Source organism: Erwinia rhapontici (genome assembly GCF_020683125.1).
In the GTDB taxonomy this organism is placed as follows: Bacteria; Pseudomonadota; Gammaproteobacteria; order Enterobacterales; family Enterobacteriaceae; genus Erwinia; species Erwinia rhapontici.
In genome coordinates this window covers 3,306,460-3,321,378 of sequence record NZ_CP085627.1, presented here as the reverse complement: position 1 = coordinate 3,321,378, position 14,919 = coordinate 3,306,460, and the positions used below count along the sequence as shown (strand labels likewise).

Annotated in this window: 14 protein-coding genes; 5 read left to right on the top strand and 9 right to left on the bottom strand. The window is 53.5% G+C overall.

Annotated elements, in window-relative coordinates:
- Positions 1-124 precede the first annotated feature (124 nt).
- The 4 genes from galS to mglC all read left to right on the top strand — a co-directional run bounded on the left by galS (position 125) and on the right by mglC (position 5,108).
- On the top strand, positions 125-1,165 hold the full coding sequence (galS, locus tag LJN55_RS15490; protein WP_133841480.1) for an HTH-type transcriptional regulator GalS: 1,041 nt from the start codon (positions 125-127) through the stop codon (positions 1,163-1,165).
- Positions 1,166-1,484: 319 nt separating this feature from the next.
- Positions 1,485-2,480: a galactose/glucose ABC transporter substrate-binding protein MglB gene (gene mglB, locus LJN55_RS15485; RefSeq protein WP_133841481.1), complete on the top strand. Its 996-nt coding sequence runs from the start codon at positions 1,485-1,487 to the stop codon at positions 2,478-2,480.
- Between the two features lie 77 nt (positions 2,481-2,557).
- Positions 2,558-4,078 carry a galactose/methyl galactoside ABC transporter ATP-binding protein MglA gene (mglA, locus tag LJN55_RS15480; protein ID WP_133841482.1) on the top strand — a complete coding sequence of 507 codons (1,521 nt, stop codon included), beginning with the start codon at positions 2,558-2,560 and terminating at the stop codon, positions 4,076-4,078.
- A gap of 19 nt (positions 4,079-4,097) precedes the next feature.
- Positions 4,098-5,108 carry a galactose/methyl galactoside ABC transporter permease MglC gene (gene mglC / locus LJN55_RS15475; protein WP_133841483.1) on the top strand — a complete coding sequence of 337 codons (1,011 nt, stop codon included), beginning with the start codon at positions 4,098-4,100 and terminating at the stop codon, positions 5,106-5,108.
- A gap of 128 nt (positions 5,109-5,236) precedes the next feature.
- Here the strand turns inward: mglC and sanA are convergent, their stop codons facing one another.
- From sanA to metG, 6 genes are all read right to left on the bottom strand, one after another.
- On the bottom strand, positions 5,237-5,950 hold the full coding sequence (gene sanA, locus LJN55_RS15470; protein ID WP_133841484.1) for an outer membrane permeability protein SanA: 714 nt from the start codon (positions 5,948-5,950) through the stop codon (positions 5,237-5,239).
- A 153-nt stretch (positions 5,951-6,103) separates the two neighbouring features.
- Positions 6,104-7,801, bottom strand: a complete 1,698-nt coding sequence (locus tag LJN55_RS15465) for an NAD-dependent malic enzyme (protein ID WP_133841485.1) — start codon at positions 7,799-7,801, stop codon at positions 6,104-6,106.
- A gap of 126 nt (positions 7,802-7,927) precedes the next feature.
- A complete protein-coding gene (cdd, locus tag LJN55_RS15460; protein ID WP_227534809.1) occupies positions 7,928-8,818 on the bottom strand; it encodes a cytidine deaminase in 891 nt (296 codons plus the stop codon).
- Positions 8,819-8,944: 126 nt separating this feature from the next.
- On the bottom strand, positions 8,945-9,637 hold the full coding sequence (locus LJN55_RS15455; protein ID WP_227534808.1) for a CidB/LrgB family autolysis modulator: 693 nt from the start codon (positions 9,635-9,637) through the stop codon (positions 8,945-8,947).
- Complete coding sequence (locus LJN55_RS15450) at positions 9,630-10,025, bottom strand: CidA/LrgA family protein (protein ID WP_133841488.1); 396 nt, start codon at positions 10,023-10,025, stop codon at positions 9,630-9,632. The genes LJN55_RS15455 and LJN55_RS15450 overlap by 8 nt, the downstream gene beginning before the upstream one ends.
- Before the next feature lie 71 nt (positions 10,026-10,096).
- Positions 10,097-12,127: a methionine--tRNA ligase gene (gene metG / locus LJN55_RS15445; protein ID WP_265105959.1), complete on the bottom strand. Its 2,031-nt coding sequence runs from the start codon at positions 12,125-12,127 to the stop codon at positions 10,097-10,099.
- Positions 12,128-12,311: 184 nt separating this feature from the next.
- Here metG and apbC point away from each other — a divergent pair, with 184 nt between their 5' ends.
- Positions 12,312-13,424 (top strand): iron-sulfur cluster carrier protein ApbC, encoded by a 1,113-nt coding sequence (gene apbC, locus LJN55_RS15440; RefSeq protein ID WP_227534806.1) that lies wholly within the window; start codon positions 12,312-12,314, stop codon positions 13,422-13,424.
- 43 nt (positions 13,425-13,467) lie between these two features.
- On the opposite strand, the gene LJN55_RS15435 is transcribed toward apbC, so the two are convergent.
- The 3 genes from LJN55_RS15435 to LJN55_RS15425 all read right to left on the bottom strand — a co-directional run bounded on the left by LJN55_RS15435 (position 13,468) and on the right by LJN55_RS15425 (position 14,900).
- Positions 13,468-13,716, bottom strand: a complete 249-nt coding sequence (locus tag LJN55_RS15435; RefSeq protein WP_133841491.1) for a hypothetical protein — start codon at positions 13,714-13,716, stop codon at positions 13,468-13,470.
- A 32-nt stretch (positions 13,717-13,748) separates the two neighbouring features.
- The gene (locus LJN55_RS15430; RefSeq protein ID WP_227534805.1) at positions 13,749-14,366 is read right to left on the bottom strand and encodes a trimeric intracellular cation channel family protein; all 618 of its coding nucleotides are present in this window, start codon (positions 14,364-14,366) and stop codon (positions 13,749-13,751) included.
- A gap of 111 nt (positions 14,367-14,477) precedes the next feature.
- Complete coding sequence (locus LJN55_RS15425) at positions 14,478-14,900, bottom strand: GNAT family N-acetyltransferase (protein ID WP_227534804.1); 423 nt, start codon at positions 14,898-14,900, stop codon at positions 14,478-14,480.
- Positions 14,901-14,919: the final 19 nt, after the last annotated feature.

Below are 14,919 nucleotides of genomic sequence, written 5' to 3'. Positions count from 1 at the left end.
TAACCGTTTTCAAGCCTGTGACGGATTTCACGTAGCCCGGGTCTTTCACCTGACAGAATAGACGTCAGAATGCGTCTGGGTCAGGAAGAGCTATGCAAATAACAGGCTTCAGTGGTAATCGCTCATGATTACCATACGTGATGTTGCCCGCGAGGCGGGCGTTTCGGTCGCTACGGTCTCCCGGGTGCTGAATAACAGTGCGGCGGTGACCGGAGACACCCGCGAGGTGGTGCTGAAAACGGTTGCACGCCTCGGTTATCGTCCCAATGCGAACGCCCAGGCGCTGGCCACGCAGGTCAGCGACACCATTGGTGTGGTGGTGATGGACGTGTCCGATCCCTTCTTTGGCGCGCTGGTGAAAGCGGTTGATACCGTTGCCCAGCGTCTGCACAAACATGTGTTAATCAACAACTCCTATCATCAGGCAGATAAAGAGCGTCACGCGATTGAAGTATTGATTCGCCAGCGCTGTAACGCCTTGATTGTTCATGCTAAAGCCTTGCCAGACGCCGAGCTTGCTTCTCTCATGCAGCAGGTGCCGGGCATGGTTCTGGTCAACCGCATTGTCCCCGGTTTTGCCCATCGCTGCGTTTGTCTCGACAACGTCAGCGGGGCGCTGATGGCGATGCGTATGTTGCAACAGCACGGTCACCAGCGCATTGGCTACTTAGGTTCCGTACATCCGATTGAAGACAACGATCAGCGTCGTGAGGGCTGGTCTCAGGCGCTGAGCGAGCAGGGCGTGACGCCCGTTGAAAGCTGGTGTGCCAGCGGTGAGCCTGATTTACAGGGCGGTGAGGCGGCGATGGTGGAGCTGCTGGGGCGTAACCTGCAGCTGACGGCAGTGTTTGCCTACAACGACAGTATGGCTGCCGGGGCGCTGGCCGCCCTGAAAGATAATGGTATTGCGGTGCCGCAGCAGCTTTCTGTCGTCGGGTTCGATGATATTCCCATCTCGCGTTACACCGATCCGCAGCTCAGTACCGTGCGCTACCCGATTGTTTCTATGGCAAAACTGGCCACTGAGCTGGCGCTCAAAGGCGCCGCCGGGGAGCTGGACAGCAGCGCCCAGCACTGCTTTATGCCGACCCTGGTGCGACGCCATTCAGTGGCAACACGACAAAATGTGGCGGCCGTCACTAACTCAGGCGAATCTACGATGTAACCGTTTCCAATCTGTGAGTAAATTCACAGTTAATTAACAAGGCCTTCTCTATGATGGCAGCGTCCTGCAGGGTTTGAAACATTATGTAACGGCAGAACGTCCCCTTGTGACGCTCATTTGCCCTCCCTGCGAAACAGTTTCACACACAGCATTCAGGAAGCATTCCGTACAGGGAAGTCGGGTTTGATGTTAGCAATATGTCGGTGCCGCAGATCGTAGATGTAACATTTCGCGCCGCCGCCAACAAACTGATCGCCCCGTGCCTCATCATTGACTGGCACGTGGCGTTGAGTACTACCCTACAAAAACCGGAGATACCATGAATAAGAAGGTTTTCACTCTCAGCGCCCTGGTGGCCACCATGCTGTTTGGCGCAACTGCTCAGGCAGCAGATACCCGTATTGGCGTCACCATTTATAAATACGACGACAACTTTATGTCCGTCGTGCGCAAGGATATTGAGAAAGAAGCCAAGCTCAACCCGGGCGTGCAGCTGCTGATGAATGACTCGCAGAACAGCCAGTCTACTCAGAACGATCAGGTTGACGTACTGGTTGCTAAGGGCGTAAAAGCGCTGGCCATTAACCTGGTTGACCCGGCTGCTGCTGCCGTTGTGATCAGCAAAGCAAAAGCTAACGATATCCCGGTTGTGTTCTTCAATAAAGAACCGACCGCGAAAGCACTGGCCAGCTATGACAAAGCTTACTACGTCGGTACTGACTCTAAAGAGTCTGGCGTGAAGCAGGGTGAGCTGATTGAGAAACACTGGAAAGCGAATGCCAACTGGGATCTGAACAAAGATGGTCAGATTCAGTTCGTGCTGTTAAAAGGCGAGCCAGGTCACCCGGATGCGGAAGCCCGTACCAAATACGTGATCGATACGCTGAACAAAGATGGCGTGAAAACGCAGCAGCTGCATCTGGACACCGCGATGTGGGATACCGCACAGGCGAAAGATAAGATGGATGCGTGGTTGTCTGGCCCGAACGGCAACAAAATTGAAGTGGTTATCGCCAATAACGATGCGATGGCAATGGGTGCAGTAGAAGCACTGAAAGCACACAACAAGTCCTCTGTACCGGTCTTTGGTGTGGATGCGCTGCCAGAAGCTCTGGCGATGGTGAAATCTGGCGCAATGGCCGGCACCGTGCTGAATGATGCGAAAAACCAGGCGAAAGCGACCATTGATATGGCGATTAACCTGGCGGCGGGTAAACCTGCCACCGAAGGTACTGATTACAAACTGGATGGCAAAGTGGTTCGTGTTGCCTATGTCCCGGTCGACAAAGACAACCTGGCCGACCTGCCTAAATAAGTACAATCTGATACGGATGCTGGTTCCAGCATCCGTTTTTCAGGCGTTGAATAAAAAACCTTCAGCCGGGTAGAAATATGGGCAGCGATAACGTGCAAACACAGCGCGAGTTTTTACTGGAGATGACTGACGTCAGTAAGTCATTCCCCGGTGTTAAAGCGCTCGATAATGTTAATTTAAAAGTCCGTCCACATTCGATTCACGCCTTGATGGGGGAGAATGGTGCCGGTAAGTCAACACTCTTAAAATGCCTTTTTGGTATTTACAGTAAAGATACGGGGAGCATTCTTTTTCAGGGCGAGGAAATTAATTACAAAAGCTCCAAAGAGGCGCTGGAAAATGGCGTGTCGATGGTGCATCAGGAATTAAACCTGGTTCTGCAACGTACGGTTATGGATAACATGTGGCTGGGTCGTTATCCAAAAAAAGGCTTTTTCGTCGATCAGGATAAAATGTATCGCGATACCAAAGCGATTTTCGACGAGCTGGATATTGATATTGACCCGCGTGACAAAGTGGTTTCACTGTCTGTTTCTCAAATGCAGATGATTGAGATTGCGAAAGCATTTTCCTATAACGCAAAAATCGTCATTATGGATGAGCCCACCTCATCGTTGACGGAAAAAGAAGTTAATCACCTGTTTACGATTATTCGTAAGCTGAAAGATCGTGGCTGCGGCATTATCTATATCTCTCACAAGATGGAAGAGATCTTCCAGCTGTGTGATGAAATTACCATCCTGCGCGACGGACAGTGGATTGCCACTCAGCCGCTGGAAGGGCTGGATATGGATAAGATTATTGCCATGATGGTTGGGCGGTCGCTGAATCAGCGCTTCCCGGATAAGACCAATGTGCCGGGTGAAACCATCCTGGAAGTGCGTAATCTGACCTCACTGCGTCAGCCGTCGATTCGCGACATCTCCTTTGATTTGCGTAAAGGGGAGATCCTCGGGATTGCCGGTCTGGTCGGCGCGAAACGTACTGACATTGTTGAAACACTGTTTGGTATTCGCGAAAAATCAGGCGGTACGATTAAGCTGCATGGTAAGGCCATTAATAACAACAGCGCCAATGAAGCCATTAATCATGGTTTTGCTTTGGTGACTGAAGAACGTCGTTCTACCGGGATTTACGCTTACCTTGATATTGGTTTTAATTCACTGATTTCAAATATCGGTAAATATAAAAACAGTATTGGTTTGCTGGATAACACCCGAATGAAGAGTGATACCCAATGGGTGATTGACTCTATGCGGGTGAAAACGCCCGGACATCATACGTCGATTGGTTCATTGTCCGGTGGTAACCAGCAGAAGGTGATTATTGGTCGTTGGTTATTAACGCAACCAGAAATACTGATGCTCGATGAACCCACACGTGGTATTGACGTTGGGGCGAAATTCGAAATCTATCAGCTGATTTCTGAACTGGCGAAAAAAGGAAAGGGGATTATTATCATCTCTTCCGAAATGCCAGAGTTGTTGGGCGTTACCGATCGTATTCTGGTAATGAGTAATGGCCTGGCCGCAGGCATTGTCGAAACGAAGACTACCACGCAAAACGAAATATTGCGTTTGGCATCGTTGCACCTTTAATGATGTAAGGGCTGTTACTATGAAAGCAGTGAATAAGAAAAGTTTGCTCACCTGGCTGAAAGAAGGTGGGATTTATGTGGTGCTGCTGGTATTACTGGCCATCATTATTATCCAGGATCCAACGTTCTTAAGTTTAATGAACCTGAGTAATATCCTGACCCAGTCTTCGGTGCGTGTGATTATCGCGCTGGGTGTGGCGGGTCTGATTGTTACCCAGGGGACCGACCTGTCAGCAGGACGTCAGGTGGGTCTGGCTGCGGTTGTGGCCGCAACGCTGTTACAGGCAATGGATAACGCCAATAAGGTGTTCCCGCATCTGGAAACCCTGCCGATTGCTGTTGTTATCGGGATTGTCTGTGCGATTGGCGCCGTAATTGGTCTGATTAATGGTCTGATCATTGCTTACCTGAAGGTGACGCCATTTATCACCACGCTGGGCACCATGATTATTGTTTACGGTGTTAACTCACTGTATTACGACTTCGTTGGGGCATCTCCGGTCGCGGGCTTTGACGAGAAATTCTCTACCTTTGCTCAGGGATTCCTGCGTTTCGGTGATTTCAAACTGTCATACATTACCTTCTACGCGATTATCGCCATCTTTGTGGTGTGGATCCTGTGGAACAAAACCCGCTTCGGTAAAAACATTTTCGCCATCGGTGGTAACCCGGAAGCGGCACGCGTCTCTGGTGTTAACGTTCCCTTCAACCTGATTCTGGTCTATGCACTGTCCGGTGTGTTCTATGCCTTTGGCGGGATGCTGGAAGCGGGGCGTATCGGTTCTGCTACTAACAACCTCGGCTTTATGTATGAGCTGGATGCGATCGCTGCCTGTGTGGTCGGTGGGGTGTCATTTGCAGGGGGCGTGGGTACGGTTGCGGGTGTTGTGACCGGGGTGATTATCTTTACGGTGATCAACTACGGTCTGACCTATATCGGGGTTAACCCTTACTGGCAGTACATCATCAAGGGCGGCATTATTATCTTCGCCGTTGCGCTGGACTCCCTGAAGTACGCACGTAAGAAATAGCGGCGAGGCGAGCTCGACGGGTTTCGGGACGGGCATGCCCGTCCCCTACGATAAGCGCTCACTCGACGATACGTAGAGGCGAGGCACGCCTCGCCTGAAGGGCTGACCTTTTCTGGTCAGCCCTTTTGTTATTTCTTCTTCTGTATCTCCAGTAACTGCTCTGGGGTCACCGCTGGATAACTCTGGGCGTCTTCCGGTACTTCATGCCGCGCCGGGATGGGCACCAGCGGCCCGAGGAAGCGCGGCTCACGCTTCATCAGATACAGATCGGCCAGCGCACCCAAACGTGCACCGACTTCACGCGTTCTCACGCTCCACATATTTTTGGGCGAGGGAACGGCATAACACTGGGCCTGAATCCCCATATGCAGGGCGATAAACAGCGCACGCTCACAGTGGAAACGCTGAGTGATAATAATAAAATCGTTGGTATCGAACACTTTCCGGGTGCGCACAATCGAATCGAGGGTGCGGAAACCAGCATAATCCAGCACGATATCGGAGGGTGCCACGCCTGCGGCAATCAGGTCGCGGCGCATGGTCATCGGTTCGTTATAGCTTTGCTGGGCATTGTCGCCACTCAGCAGCAGATAACTGACCTTGCCGCTGTTGTAGGCGTTAATCGCCCCCTGCATGCGGTACAGATAATACTGGTTGATGACCCCGGTCCGGTAATATTTGGCGGTACCCAGAACCACGCCAACCTGACGGTGTGGCAGCGCTTTCAGATCGTCATAGATATAAGGTGCGGTTTTCCAGCTCATCCAGCGATCGAGGCCAAGCGCGGTCAGTACCACCAGGGCAATGATGATAATCAGACCATAAATCAGGCGTTTCAACATGCGGAATGGCGCTCAGGTTGGCGGTGGAATGTGGATTCAAGGCTACTTGAGGCGGAGAGGTGAAGCAAGTCACACCGTATCGGATGGGGATTTTTCGCGCAATAACCCCTTCCAGGCGGAGAGTATGACCCGCCTGGAAGGGAAATCGCTGTATCAGATTGAGGTACGGCGATAATTACGGTACTGCGGCAGCCAGAAGTTGGCCGCGATAGCCTTCGATAGCACATCTTCGGAGGTCACCACTGCCACGCCTGATAGCTGTGCGGCTTTTCCCACTGCCATGGCGATCAGTTTTGACACGCCCTGAATATCTTTCACTTCAGGCAGGACCGGGCCAGAACCCTCGTTGGCCAGCGGAGAACACTCTGCCAGCGCCCGGCTTGCCGCCATCAGCATGCCGTCCGTGACGCGCGTTGCACCCGACGCAATCACGCCAAGGCCAATCCCCGGGAAGATATACGAGTTATTACACTGGGCAATTGGGTAGATCTTATCCTTCCAGGTGACCGGGGAGAACGGACTGCCCGTCGCCACTAAAGCATTACCGTCGGTCCACGCCATAATATCCTGCGGTGTTGCTTCTACACGAGAGGTCGGGTTAGACAGCGGCATGATGATGGGACGCGCACAGTGTTTGTGCATTTCGCGCACAATCTCTTCGCTGAACAGGCCTGGCTGGCCGGACACGCCGATCATAATGTTTGGCTGCGCGTTACGCACCACATCGAGCAGTGACAGCGAGTCGCTGCTGCTGTCCCAGGCGGTCAGGTTTTCGCTTTTCTGCACCAGTTTGCTCTGGAAGTTAAGCAGGTTGGGCAGCTTATCGGTCAACAAACCGAAACGATCGACCATAAAGACGCGCCCACGGGCCTCTTCATCGCTGAGGCCTTCAGACTTCATCTGCGCGATGATCTGCTCGGCAATACCACAACCGGCTGAGCCCGCCCCCAGGAACACCACTTTCTGTTCACATAGCTTGCTGCCTGCTGCACGGCTGGCGGCAATCAGCGTCCCCAGCGTCACTGCCGCGGTGCCCTGAATATCATCATTGAAGCAGCAGACTTCATCACGATAGCGCTCAAGCAGCGGCATCGCATTTTTCTGTGCGAAATCTTCGAACTGCAACAGCACGTTAGGCCAGCGGCTTTTCACGGCATGAATAAAGTCATTCACGAAGCTTTCGTACTCTTCACCCGTAATACGCGGATGACGCCAGCCCATATACAGCGGGTCATTCAGCAACTGCTGGTTGTTGGTCCCCACATCCAGCACAACCGGGAGGGTATAGGCCGGGCTGATCCCGCCACAGGCGGTGTAGAGGGAGAGTTTACCGATAGGAATACCCATCCCGCCAATGCCCTGGTCACCCAGGCCGAGGATACGCTCACCGTCGGTGACCACAATCACCTTCACATTCTGCTTGGTGGCGTTTTGCAGCATATCTTCAATGTTGGCACGGTTCGGGTAAGAGATGAACAAACCGCGTGCACGACGATAAATCTCAGAGAAGTGCTCGCAGGCAGCGCCCACCGTTGGGGTGTAAATGATCGGCATCATCTCTTCCAGATGATTATCGAGCAGGCGGTAGAACAACGTTTCGTTGGTGTCCTGGATATTGCGCAGATAGACGTGTTTATCGTTATTGTTCTTAAAGTCCTGGAACTGACGCCATGCGCGCTCTGCCTGCTCCTCAATGCTTTCCACTGTTTCTGGCAGCAGGCCATTCAGGTTGAAGTCATTACGCTCTTCAATTGAGAACGCACTGCCTTTGTTCAGAAGGGGGAATTCCAGCAAGATAGGGCCAGCATAAGGGATGTATAGCGGTCGTTTACTTTCGTATTCGAGTTCCATGCAATTCATACTCTATTAGGATCGGGATGTTGTGGCGCCAATCCTAAAATAATTCATCTGAAAGTACAGCTTTTGTTAACATGCAATAACAAAAGCTGCGATCTTTCTCGAATTATAAAGACTCTTTTACGATTTTTTCAGCACAACCGTAGTCAAACGCGTGCAACCCAGCGCGGCCAGCGTGGCTGCTGTGGCGCTCTGTTGGCTTAATGCGGCATCCGGGGCTTCGGCCAGAACGGCCTGGTGAATATCGCTCAGGCTATGTCCGCTAAGGCTGAGTAAATTCAGTGCGCCCTGCAACGGAGGCAGGCTGGGATTAAACGCCGCGTTTTCTGCATAACGCCCGGCAAAGATCGCGCCGCTGACGGTTTGTAAGGCGACACCGCTCCAGGCTTTGCTGTAAGGCGCATGACTGTGGCTGGCGGCGTTAATGGCGGCTTGCGTCAGTGCATCGCCCGCCGCGGTAAAGCCGTGGTCAATATCGTCCATCAGCAGGGTGGTGATGGCCAGGTCGTGCGGGCCAAAGGAATCCGGCAGATAGTCCCCCAGCGTGGCCGCAGCACGGCCAGGCAGTTCAATCGTCAGCCCGCTGCCGCTGTTCAGCTCATTCATAAACTGTCGGCAGTGGCCGCATGGCGTGTAGTTGACGGTGATGCACGCCAGTGCACTTTCTCCCCGCAGCCAGGCATGCGTCACCGCACTCTGCTCGGCATGAACGGTCTGCTGCATCGTGGTACCGGCAAACTCCATATTGGCACCAAAGAACAGCGTGCCGCTTTTACCACGTGCAATGGCACCCACTTTAAAATCAGACAAGGTGGCTACCGCGCAGGCGGCCGCCAGCGGCAGCAGGGCAAAGGCCAGTTCACTGTCGTTAAATCCGCAGTGCTTTTTCAGTTCACCCGCCTGGCTGGCCGTGATAAATCCGGCGAAGTCATCCGCGGCCAGGATCGGCTGAAGTGCGCTTTGTAACAGGGTAGGAAGCGTGGCAAATGCCTGCTGGTAACGTGGGTGCATAGTGGGGCCTCTTTCGCTGAATGCAGCCCATGTTAGCGGGCCGGCAGCCAGTTATATGTGATCTAAGTCTCTCTATCAATGTAATAAATGAAATTGATCAACAAAATGCGAGACTTATCGCAAGTTTTAGCCCCACAGTATCATTAATAGCGGAAAAATAAACGGTGCCAGAAGCGAAGTGATAATGCCGCACAGCACCAGTGCCAGTGAGCTGAACGCCCCCTCCTGGTAATCGATCTCGGCAGCCCGTGCTGTCCCCAGCGCGTGCGAAGCATTTCCGATAGCCAGACCGCGTGAGGATTTACTGCGCACCCGCAGCAGGTTGAGCAGCATATGGCCGAAGACAGCCCCCAGCACGCCCGCCAGCAGCACGCAGATAGCACTAATAGCCGGGATGCCACCCAGCGTGCCGGAGATGGCCATCGCAATCGGCGTGGTGACCGATTTGGGTAACAGCGTGGCGGCAATCTGTGGCGTCGCGCCTAACCACAGCGCAATCGCCGTACCGGACACCATTGCCGTGATGCTTCCGACAAAGCAGACGCTGATAATCGACTTCCAGCGCGAACGGATTTGATGCATCTGCTCATACAGCGGCAGCGCCAGCGCCACCACGGCCGGTTGCAGCAGGTCATTGAGTAGGGCGCTGCCCTGGAAATAGCGCGTGTAGGGCAGTTGCAGCAGCAGCAGCAGCGGAATAATCACCGCCATCGCAATCAGCAGCGGGTTAACGATCGACATTTTGACTTTTGCCGCCAGCTTGCGTGCGGCAAGAAAGACCAGCACGGTCAGCGGCAGCGACCACCAGATATCACTCATCGCTTGCTCCCGTGCGTCGCTGATGGCGGTCATTAAGGCGCTGTGACATCAACCCAATGGTGACCAGCACAATCAGCGTACTCACCACGCAGGAGATCACAATCGGGCCGAACTGAGCGGTCAGAATATCCATATCGTTCATGACGCCAACGCTGATGGGGACGAACAACAGGGCCATATAACGGATCAGCAGATGGCAGCCGGGTTTTACCCAGTGGATCGGAAGGAGTTGCGAAGCCAGCAGCGAAAACAGCACCAGCATACCGAGAATACTGCCGGGAATGACAACAGGCAGCAGGGCCGAAAGGCCGCGACCGGCATAGAGGCAGAGGTAGATAATGATGAAAGCGCGAAGATATTGCCATAAAACCAGGAGAGCGCTGCGCATGGTCAGATCCCAGAGTGCATAGGGGCGGGGCATGCCCCGCCTGGGTCAGGCATGCCTGACCCCCTACGAATTTACTTAACTTGTTGGCCTGGCTGAGCGCCGCTATCCGGGCTGAGCAGGAAGATATCTTTCCCGCCAGGACCCGCCGCCATCACCATACCTTCTGAGATGCCGAAACGCATTTTGCGCGGCGCGAGGTTTGCCACCATCACCGTTAGACGGCCAACCAGTACCGCCGGGTCCGGGTAGGCCGCACGGATGCCGGAGAACACGTTGCGCTTCTCTCCACCCACATCCAGTGACAGACGCAGCAGCTTATCGGAGCCTTCAACAAATTCCGCGTTTTCGATCAGCGCAATACGCATATCGACTTTGGCAAAATCATCGAAGCTGATGGTGTCCTGAATCGGATCCTCCGCCAGCGGACCGGTCACAGGTGCCTTCGCTGCGGCGGCATCTTCTTTTGATGCTTCAATCAAACCGTTCACTTTGTCCATCTCAATGCGGCCATAAAGAGCTTTAAATGGCGCAATGCTGTGGCTCAGAAGAGGTTGCTGAATACCATCCCAGCTCAGCTCCTGATTCAGGAACGCTTCGGTGCTGGCGGTCAGCGATGGCAGCACAGGCTTCAGCCAGGTCATCAGCACGCGGAACAGGTTGATACCCATAGAGCAGATAGCCTGCAGGTCGGCATCACGTCCTTCCTGCTTCGCCACCACCCACGGAGCCTGCTCGTCAACATAGCGGTTAGCCACGTCGGCCAGCGCCATAATTTCGCGCACAGCACGGCTGAATTCACGGCTGGCCCAGGCTTCACCAATGCTGGCTGACGCATCCGTGAAGGTTTTGTACAGCGCCGGATCTGCCAGTTCAGCAGAAAGCTGTCCGTCAAAACGTTTGGCGATAAAGCCGGCATTACGTGATGCCAGGTTAACCACTTTGTTGACGATATCGGCATTCACACGCTGCACGAAATCTTCCAGATTGAGGTCGATATCGTCGATGCGTGATGAAAGCTTCGCCGCGTAGTAGTAACGCAGGCTGTCGGCATCCAGATGTTGCAGCCAGGTGCTGGCTTTAATAAAGGTGCCGCGTGATTTAGACATTTTCGCGCCGTTAACCGTGACATAGCCATGCACAAACAGGTTGGTCGGTTTACGGAAGTTGCTGCCTTCCAGCATGGCTGGCCAGAACAGGCTGTGGAAGTAGACGATATCTTTACCGATAAAGTGGTAGAGATCGGCATCCGAATCTTTTTGCCAGAACGCATCGAAGTCGATATCACCGCGCTTATCGCACAGGTTTTTGAAGGAACCCATGTAACCGATAGGTGCATCCAGCCAGACGTAGAAGTATTTGCCTGGGGCATCCGGAATTTCGAAGCCGAAGTACGGCGCATCGCGGGAGATATCCCACTGCTGCAAGCCGGAATCGAACCACTCCTGCATTTTGTTCGCCACCTGCTCCTGCAATGCACCGGAACGGGTCCAGGCCTGTAACATGGCGCTGAATTCCGGCAGATCGAAGAAGAAATGCTCAGAATCACGCATCACAGGTGTTGCGCCAGAGACGACGGATTTCGGATCAATCAGTTCAGTCGGGCTATAGGTGGCCGAACAGACTTCGCAGTTGTCGCCATACTGATCCGGCGCCTTACATTTCGGGCAGGTGCCTTTCACAAAACGATCGGGCAGGAACATGCCTTTTTCCGGATCGTAAAGCTGAGAAATGGTACGGTTCTTAATAAAACCGTTCTCTTTCAGTCGGGTATAGATCAGTGCAGACAGCTCACGGTTCTCTTCGCTGTGCGTAGAGTGGTAGTTGTCGTAGCTGATATCAAAACCGGCAAAGTCGGTCTGATGTTCCTGACTCATCTCGGCAATCATCTGCTCCGGCGCGATGCCCATCTGCTGAGCTTTCAGCATAATTGGCGTGCCATGTGCGTCATCGGCACAGATGAAGTAAACCTGATTGCCGCGCATTCGCTGGTAACGGACCCAAATATCTGCCTGGATATGCTCGAGCATGTGGCCGAGATGAATGGAACCATTTGCGTACGGCAGTGCGCACGTTACCAAAATTTTTTTCGCGACTTGAGTCATATTAAGACTTAGCTCATACCTGTTGAAAAAGGGGTTTAGATGGTAACCGATTGCCTGACCCTGCGTAAACAAGGGGTTCAACTCCCTGCGGTTTTTTCCGGCTGGTTACGTCAGTTCGGGCCAGATCTGATATGCTTAATGACATAAATGCAGGCAGAACAACCAGCAATATCAAGGAACACAGATGACTTCACAATCCCAGGGGCATCATTCCCCCGAAGCGCTACGCGCGCTAGTGATGGGCGTGCTGACCACGTTTGAACACCCCACGTTGAACCGTAATCTCACCGTACTGAAGGCGCTGCGCCACTGTGCGCTGCTCGATAACACTCTGCATATTGAACTGAATATGCCGTTTGTCTGGCAGGGGCCGTTTGAAAGCCTGAAAGCGACGGTCAGTGCTGACCTGCTGCGTCTGACTGGCGCGGTAGCGATTTCGTGGCGCTTAACGCTGAATGTGGCGACGTTACAACGGGTCAAAAATCGCCCTGGCATCAACGGCGTAAAAAACATTATTGCCATCAGCTCTGGTAAAGGGGGCGTCGGCAAATCGACCACGGCGGTCAACCTCGCGCTGGCGCTGGCCGCAGAGGGAGCGAAAGTCGGACTGCTGGATGCCGATATTTACGGACCGTCGATCCCGGATATGCTCGGTGTTGAAGATCAGCGGCCAACCTCACCGGACGGCACACATATGGCACCGATTATGGCCCATGGCCTGGCCACCAACTCAATTGGTTATCTGGTGACCGAGGATAACGCCATGGTGTGGCGTGGTCCGATGGCCAGCAAAGCGCTGATGCAGTTGCTTAACGAAACGTTATGGCCGGAACTGGATTACCTGGTGCTGGATATGCCGCCTGGCACAGGGGACATTCAGTTAACCCTCGCACAGAACGTGCCGGTGACCGGTGCCGTGGTCGTGACCACGCCGCAGGATATTGCGCTGATCGATGCGCGCAAAGGCATTGTGATGTTTGAAAAAGTGAATGTCCCGGTGCTGGGCGTAGTGGAAAACATGAGTATGCACATTTGCAGTCAGTGTGGTCATCATGAAGCGATCTTTGGTACGGGCGGTGCCGAAAAGCTGGCGGAACAGTATCACACTCGTCTGCTGAGCCAGCTTCCGCTGCATATCAGCTTGCGCGAAGACCTGGATAATGGCGAGCCCACCGTTGTGCGTCGTCCCGACAGCGAGTTCACCGCACTGTACCGTCAGCTGGCGACACAGGTGGCCGCGCAACTTTACTGGCAGGGTGAGGTTATCCCGGAAGATATCGCGTTCCGCGCGGTGTAGTGAGACGGGCCGGCCTTTTTCCGGTCGGCCCGTGATGAATCCGTTACACCAGTCTGACGTGCCGCTGCTGAAATCCATCCACCATTGAATAATCGAAATCAATTTTCCCACCGTCGAAAAGCTGAGTAATCAACGTGAAATCATTGTCCGGTGTGACATTGCAACGATGGTTAAGCAGGGTGTCCTGAATAGTAAACGAACGGTCACCGCGCGCGATACGCTTCAGATATTGCAGCATGTCGTATGCACGTACACTTACGCCTGCCTGTTCATGAGGGGGTCTGCTTGTCATCTGCTACGGCCATTTTCAGTGCTAAAACGTCATTATAATCCGTTGTGTTTAATCGACGGCAAGCCGATTTTGTATTTTAGTGAAATCAGACGGAGCAACGTACAGCTAATAATCGCGAACCAGGCGCTGTAGATCTGCAGGATCAGCCCGGCTGAGCCGGTCAGCTCAATCGCGGCGCCAATGAGCGCCGCGCTGGCATAAATATCCTGGCTGAAAATCGCCGGAGTTTTTCCAGTTAACACGTCGCGCAGGCAGCCGCCACCGACGGCGCTGATGCAGCCCAGTATCAGGGAAAGCTCAATATTGTGGCTGTGCTCCCAGGTTTTATTGGCACCGAAGGCAGCAAAGAAACCCAAACCCAGCGCATCAAAGAACAGGGTGGCTTTTTCAAAAGAGAGGATGAGTTTTTGAAAAAAGGCAACGCAGATGACGGCTGTCATGATTACCACCAGATAGGCTGAACTGACCAGCCCGGCGGGGGGAAGGCTGGCAATACAGATATCTCTGATCACGCCACCGCCAATCGCGGTGGTCGCCGTCAGTACAAACACCCCGAAGAGATCAAAATCCTCGCGTACTCCGGCGGTCGCGCCACTTAACGCAAAGGCCAGCGTGCCAGCTAAATCAAGCAGATGAAAAACATTCAACATGTCACACATCCCTGATGAGCGTGAAAAATGATTTTCCAACGCCTGTAAAGAGAGTGACAGATAACCCTGCCTCTGCGCTGTCGTCGTGAGCAGAGGGTGCGGTAGGGGGGGTTACAGCACGTAGTGCATCAGCAGGTACTCGCCCTGATCGCTTTCCCCTTCGGCCACCACCCGCCAGCCGTGCTTTTTATAAAACAGCTGAGCCTGCAGGTTTTCCGCCAGACATTTGAGCGCGCCAGTGGAGGTAAAGCTTTTTTGCACGGCCTGCAATAATGCACTGCCCGCGCCGCTGCGCTGCCAGGCCGGGTCGATAAACAGGCTGTGCAGAAAATTATCGTTATCCAGTACGGCGGCAAATCCGATGCGGTGGCCGTCTTCTTCGGCCACCAGCACCCGCTCGCCCCGCGTCACCCGATCGAAATCCTCTAACTGCCATTGACTGTCATCCAGCCAGGTCCAGTTGGTTTTACGCGAGGCAAGAAACAGTGTGCGTAGGAATGGCCGATCCGCTTCGGTGAAAGGACGGATATTCATGGAAAAACTCCTGCAACAT

Excerpts from the sequence above, each read along its gene's own strand:
- galS (WP_133841480.1), top strand. The coding sequence starts at position 125 with ATGATTACCATACGTGATGTTGCCCGCGAGGCGGGCGTTTCGGTCGCT.
- mglC (WP_133841483.1), top strand. The coding sequence starts at position 4,098 with ATGAAAGCAGTGAATAAGAAAAGTTTGCTCACCTGGCTGAAAGAAGGT.
- LJN55_RS15455 (WP_227534808.1), bottom strand. The coding sequence starts at position 9,637 with ATGAGTGATATCTGGTGGTCGCTGCCGCTGACCGTGCTGGTCTTTCTT.
- LJN55_RS15465 (WP_133841485.1), bottom strand. The coding sequence starts at position 7,801 with ATGGAACTCGAATACGAAAGTAAACGACCGCTATACATCCCTTATGCT.
- cdd (WP_227534809.1), bottom strand. The coding sequence starts at position 8,818 with ATGCACCCACGTTACCAGCAGGCATTTGCCACGCTTCCTACCCTGTTA.
- sanA (WP_133841484.1), bottom strand. The coding sequence starts at position 5,950 with ATGTTGAAACGCCTGATTTATGGTCTGATTATCATCATTGCCCTGGTG.
- LJN55_RS15435 (WP_133841491.1), bottom strand. The coding sequence starts at position 13,716 with ATGACAAGCAGACCCCCTCATGAACAGGCAGGCGTAAGTGTACGTGCA.
- metG (WP_265105959.1), bottom strand. The coding sequence starts at position 12,127 with ATGACTCAAGTCGCGAAAAAAATTTTGGTAACGTGCGCACTGCCGTAC.
- apbC (WP_227534806.1), top strand. The coding sequence starts at position 12,312 with ATGACTTCACAATCCCAGGGGCATCATTCCCCCGAAGCGCTACGCGCG.
- LJN55_RS15430 (WP_227534805.1), bottom strand. The coding sequence starts at position 14,366 with ATGTTGAATGTTTTTCATCTGCTTGATTTAGCTGGCACGCTGGCCTTT.
- mglA (WP_133841482.1), top strand. The coding sequence starts at position 2,558 with ATGGGCAGCGATAACGTGCAAACACAGCGCGAGTTTTTACTGGAGATG.
- mglB (WP_133841481.1), top strand. The coding sequence starts at position 1,485 with ATGAATAAGAAGGTTTTCACTCTCAGCGCCCTGGTGGCCACCATGCTG.
- LJN55_RS15450 (WP_133841488.1), bottom strand. The coding sequence starts at position 10,025 with ATGCGCAGCGCTCTCCTGGTTTTATGGCAATATCTTCGCGCTTTCATC.
- LJN55_RS15425 (WP_227534804.1), bottom strand. The coding sequence starts at position 14,900 with ATGAATATCCGTCCTTTCACCGAAGCGGATCGGCCATTCCTACGCACA.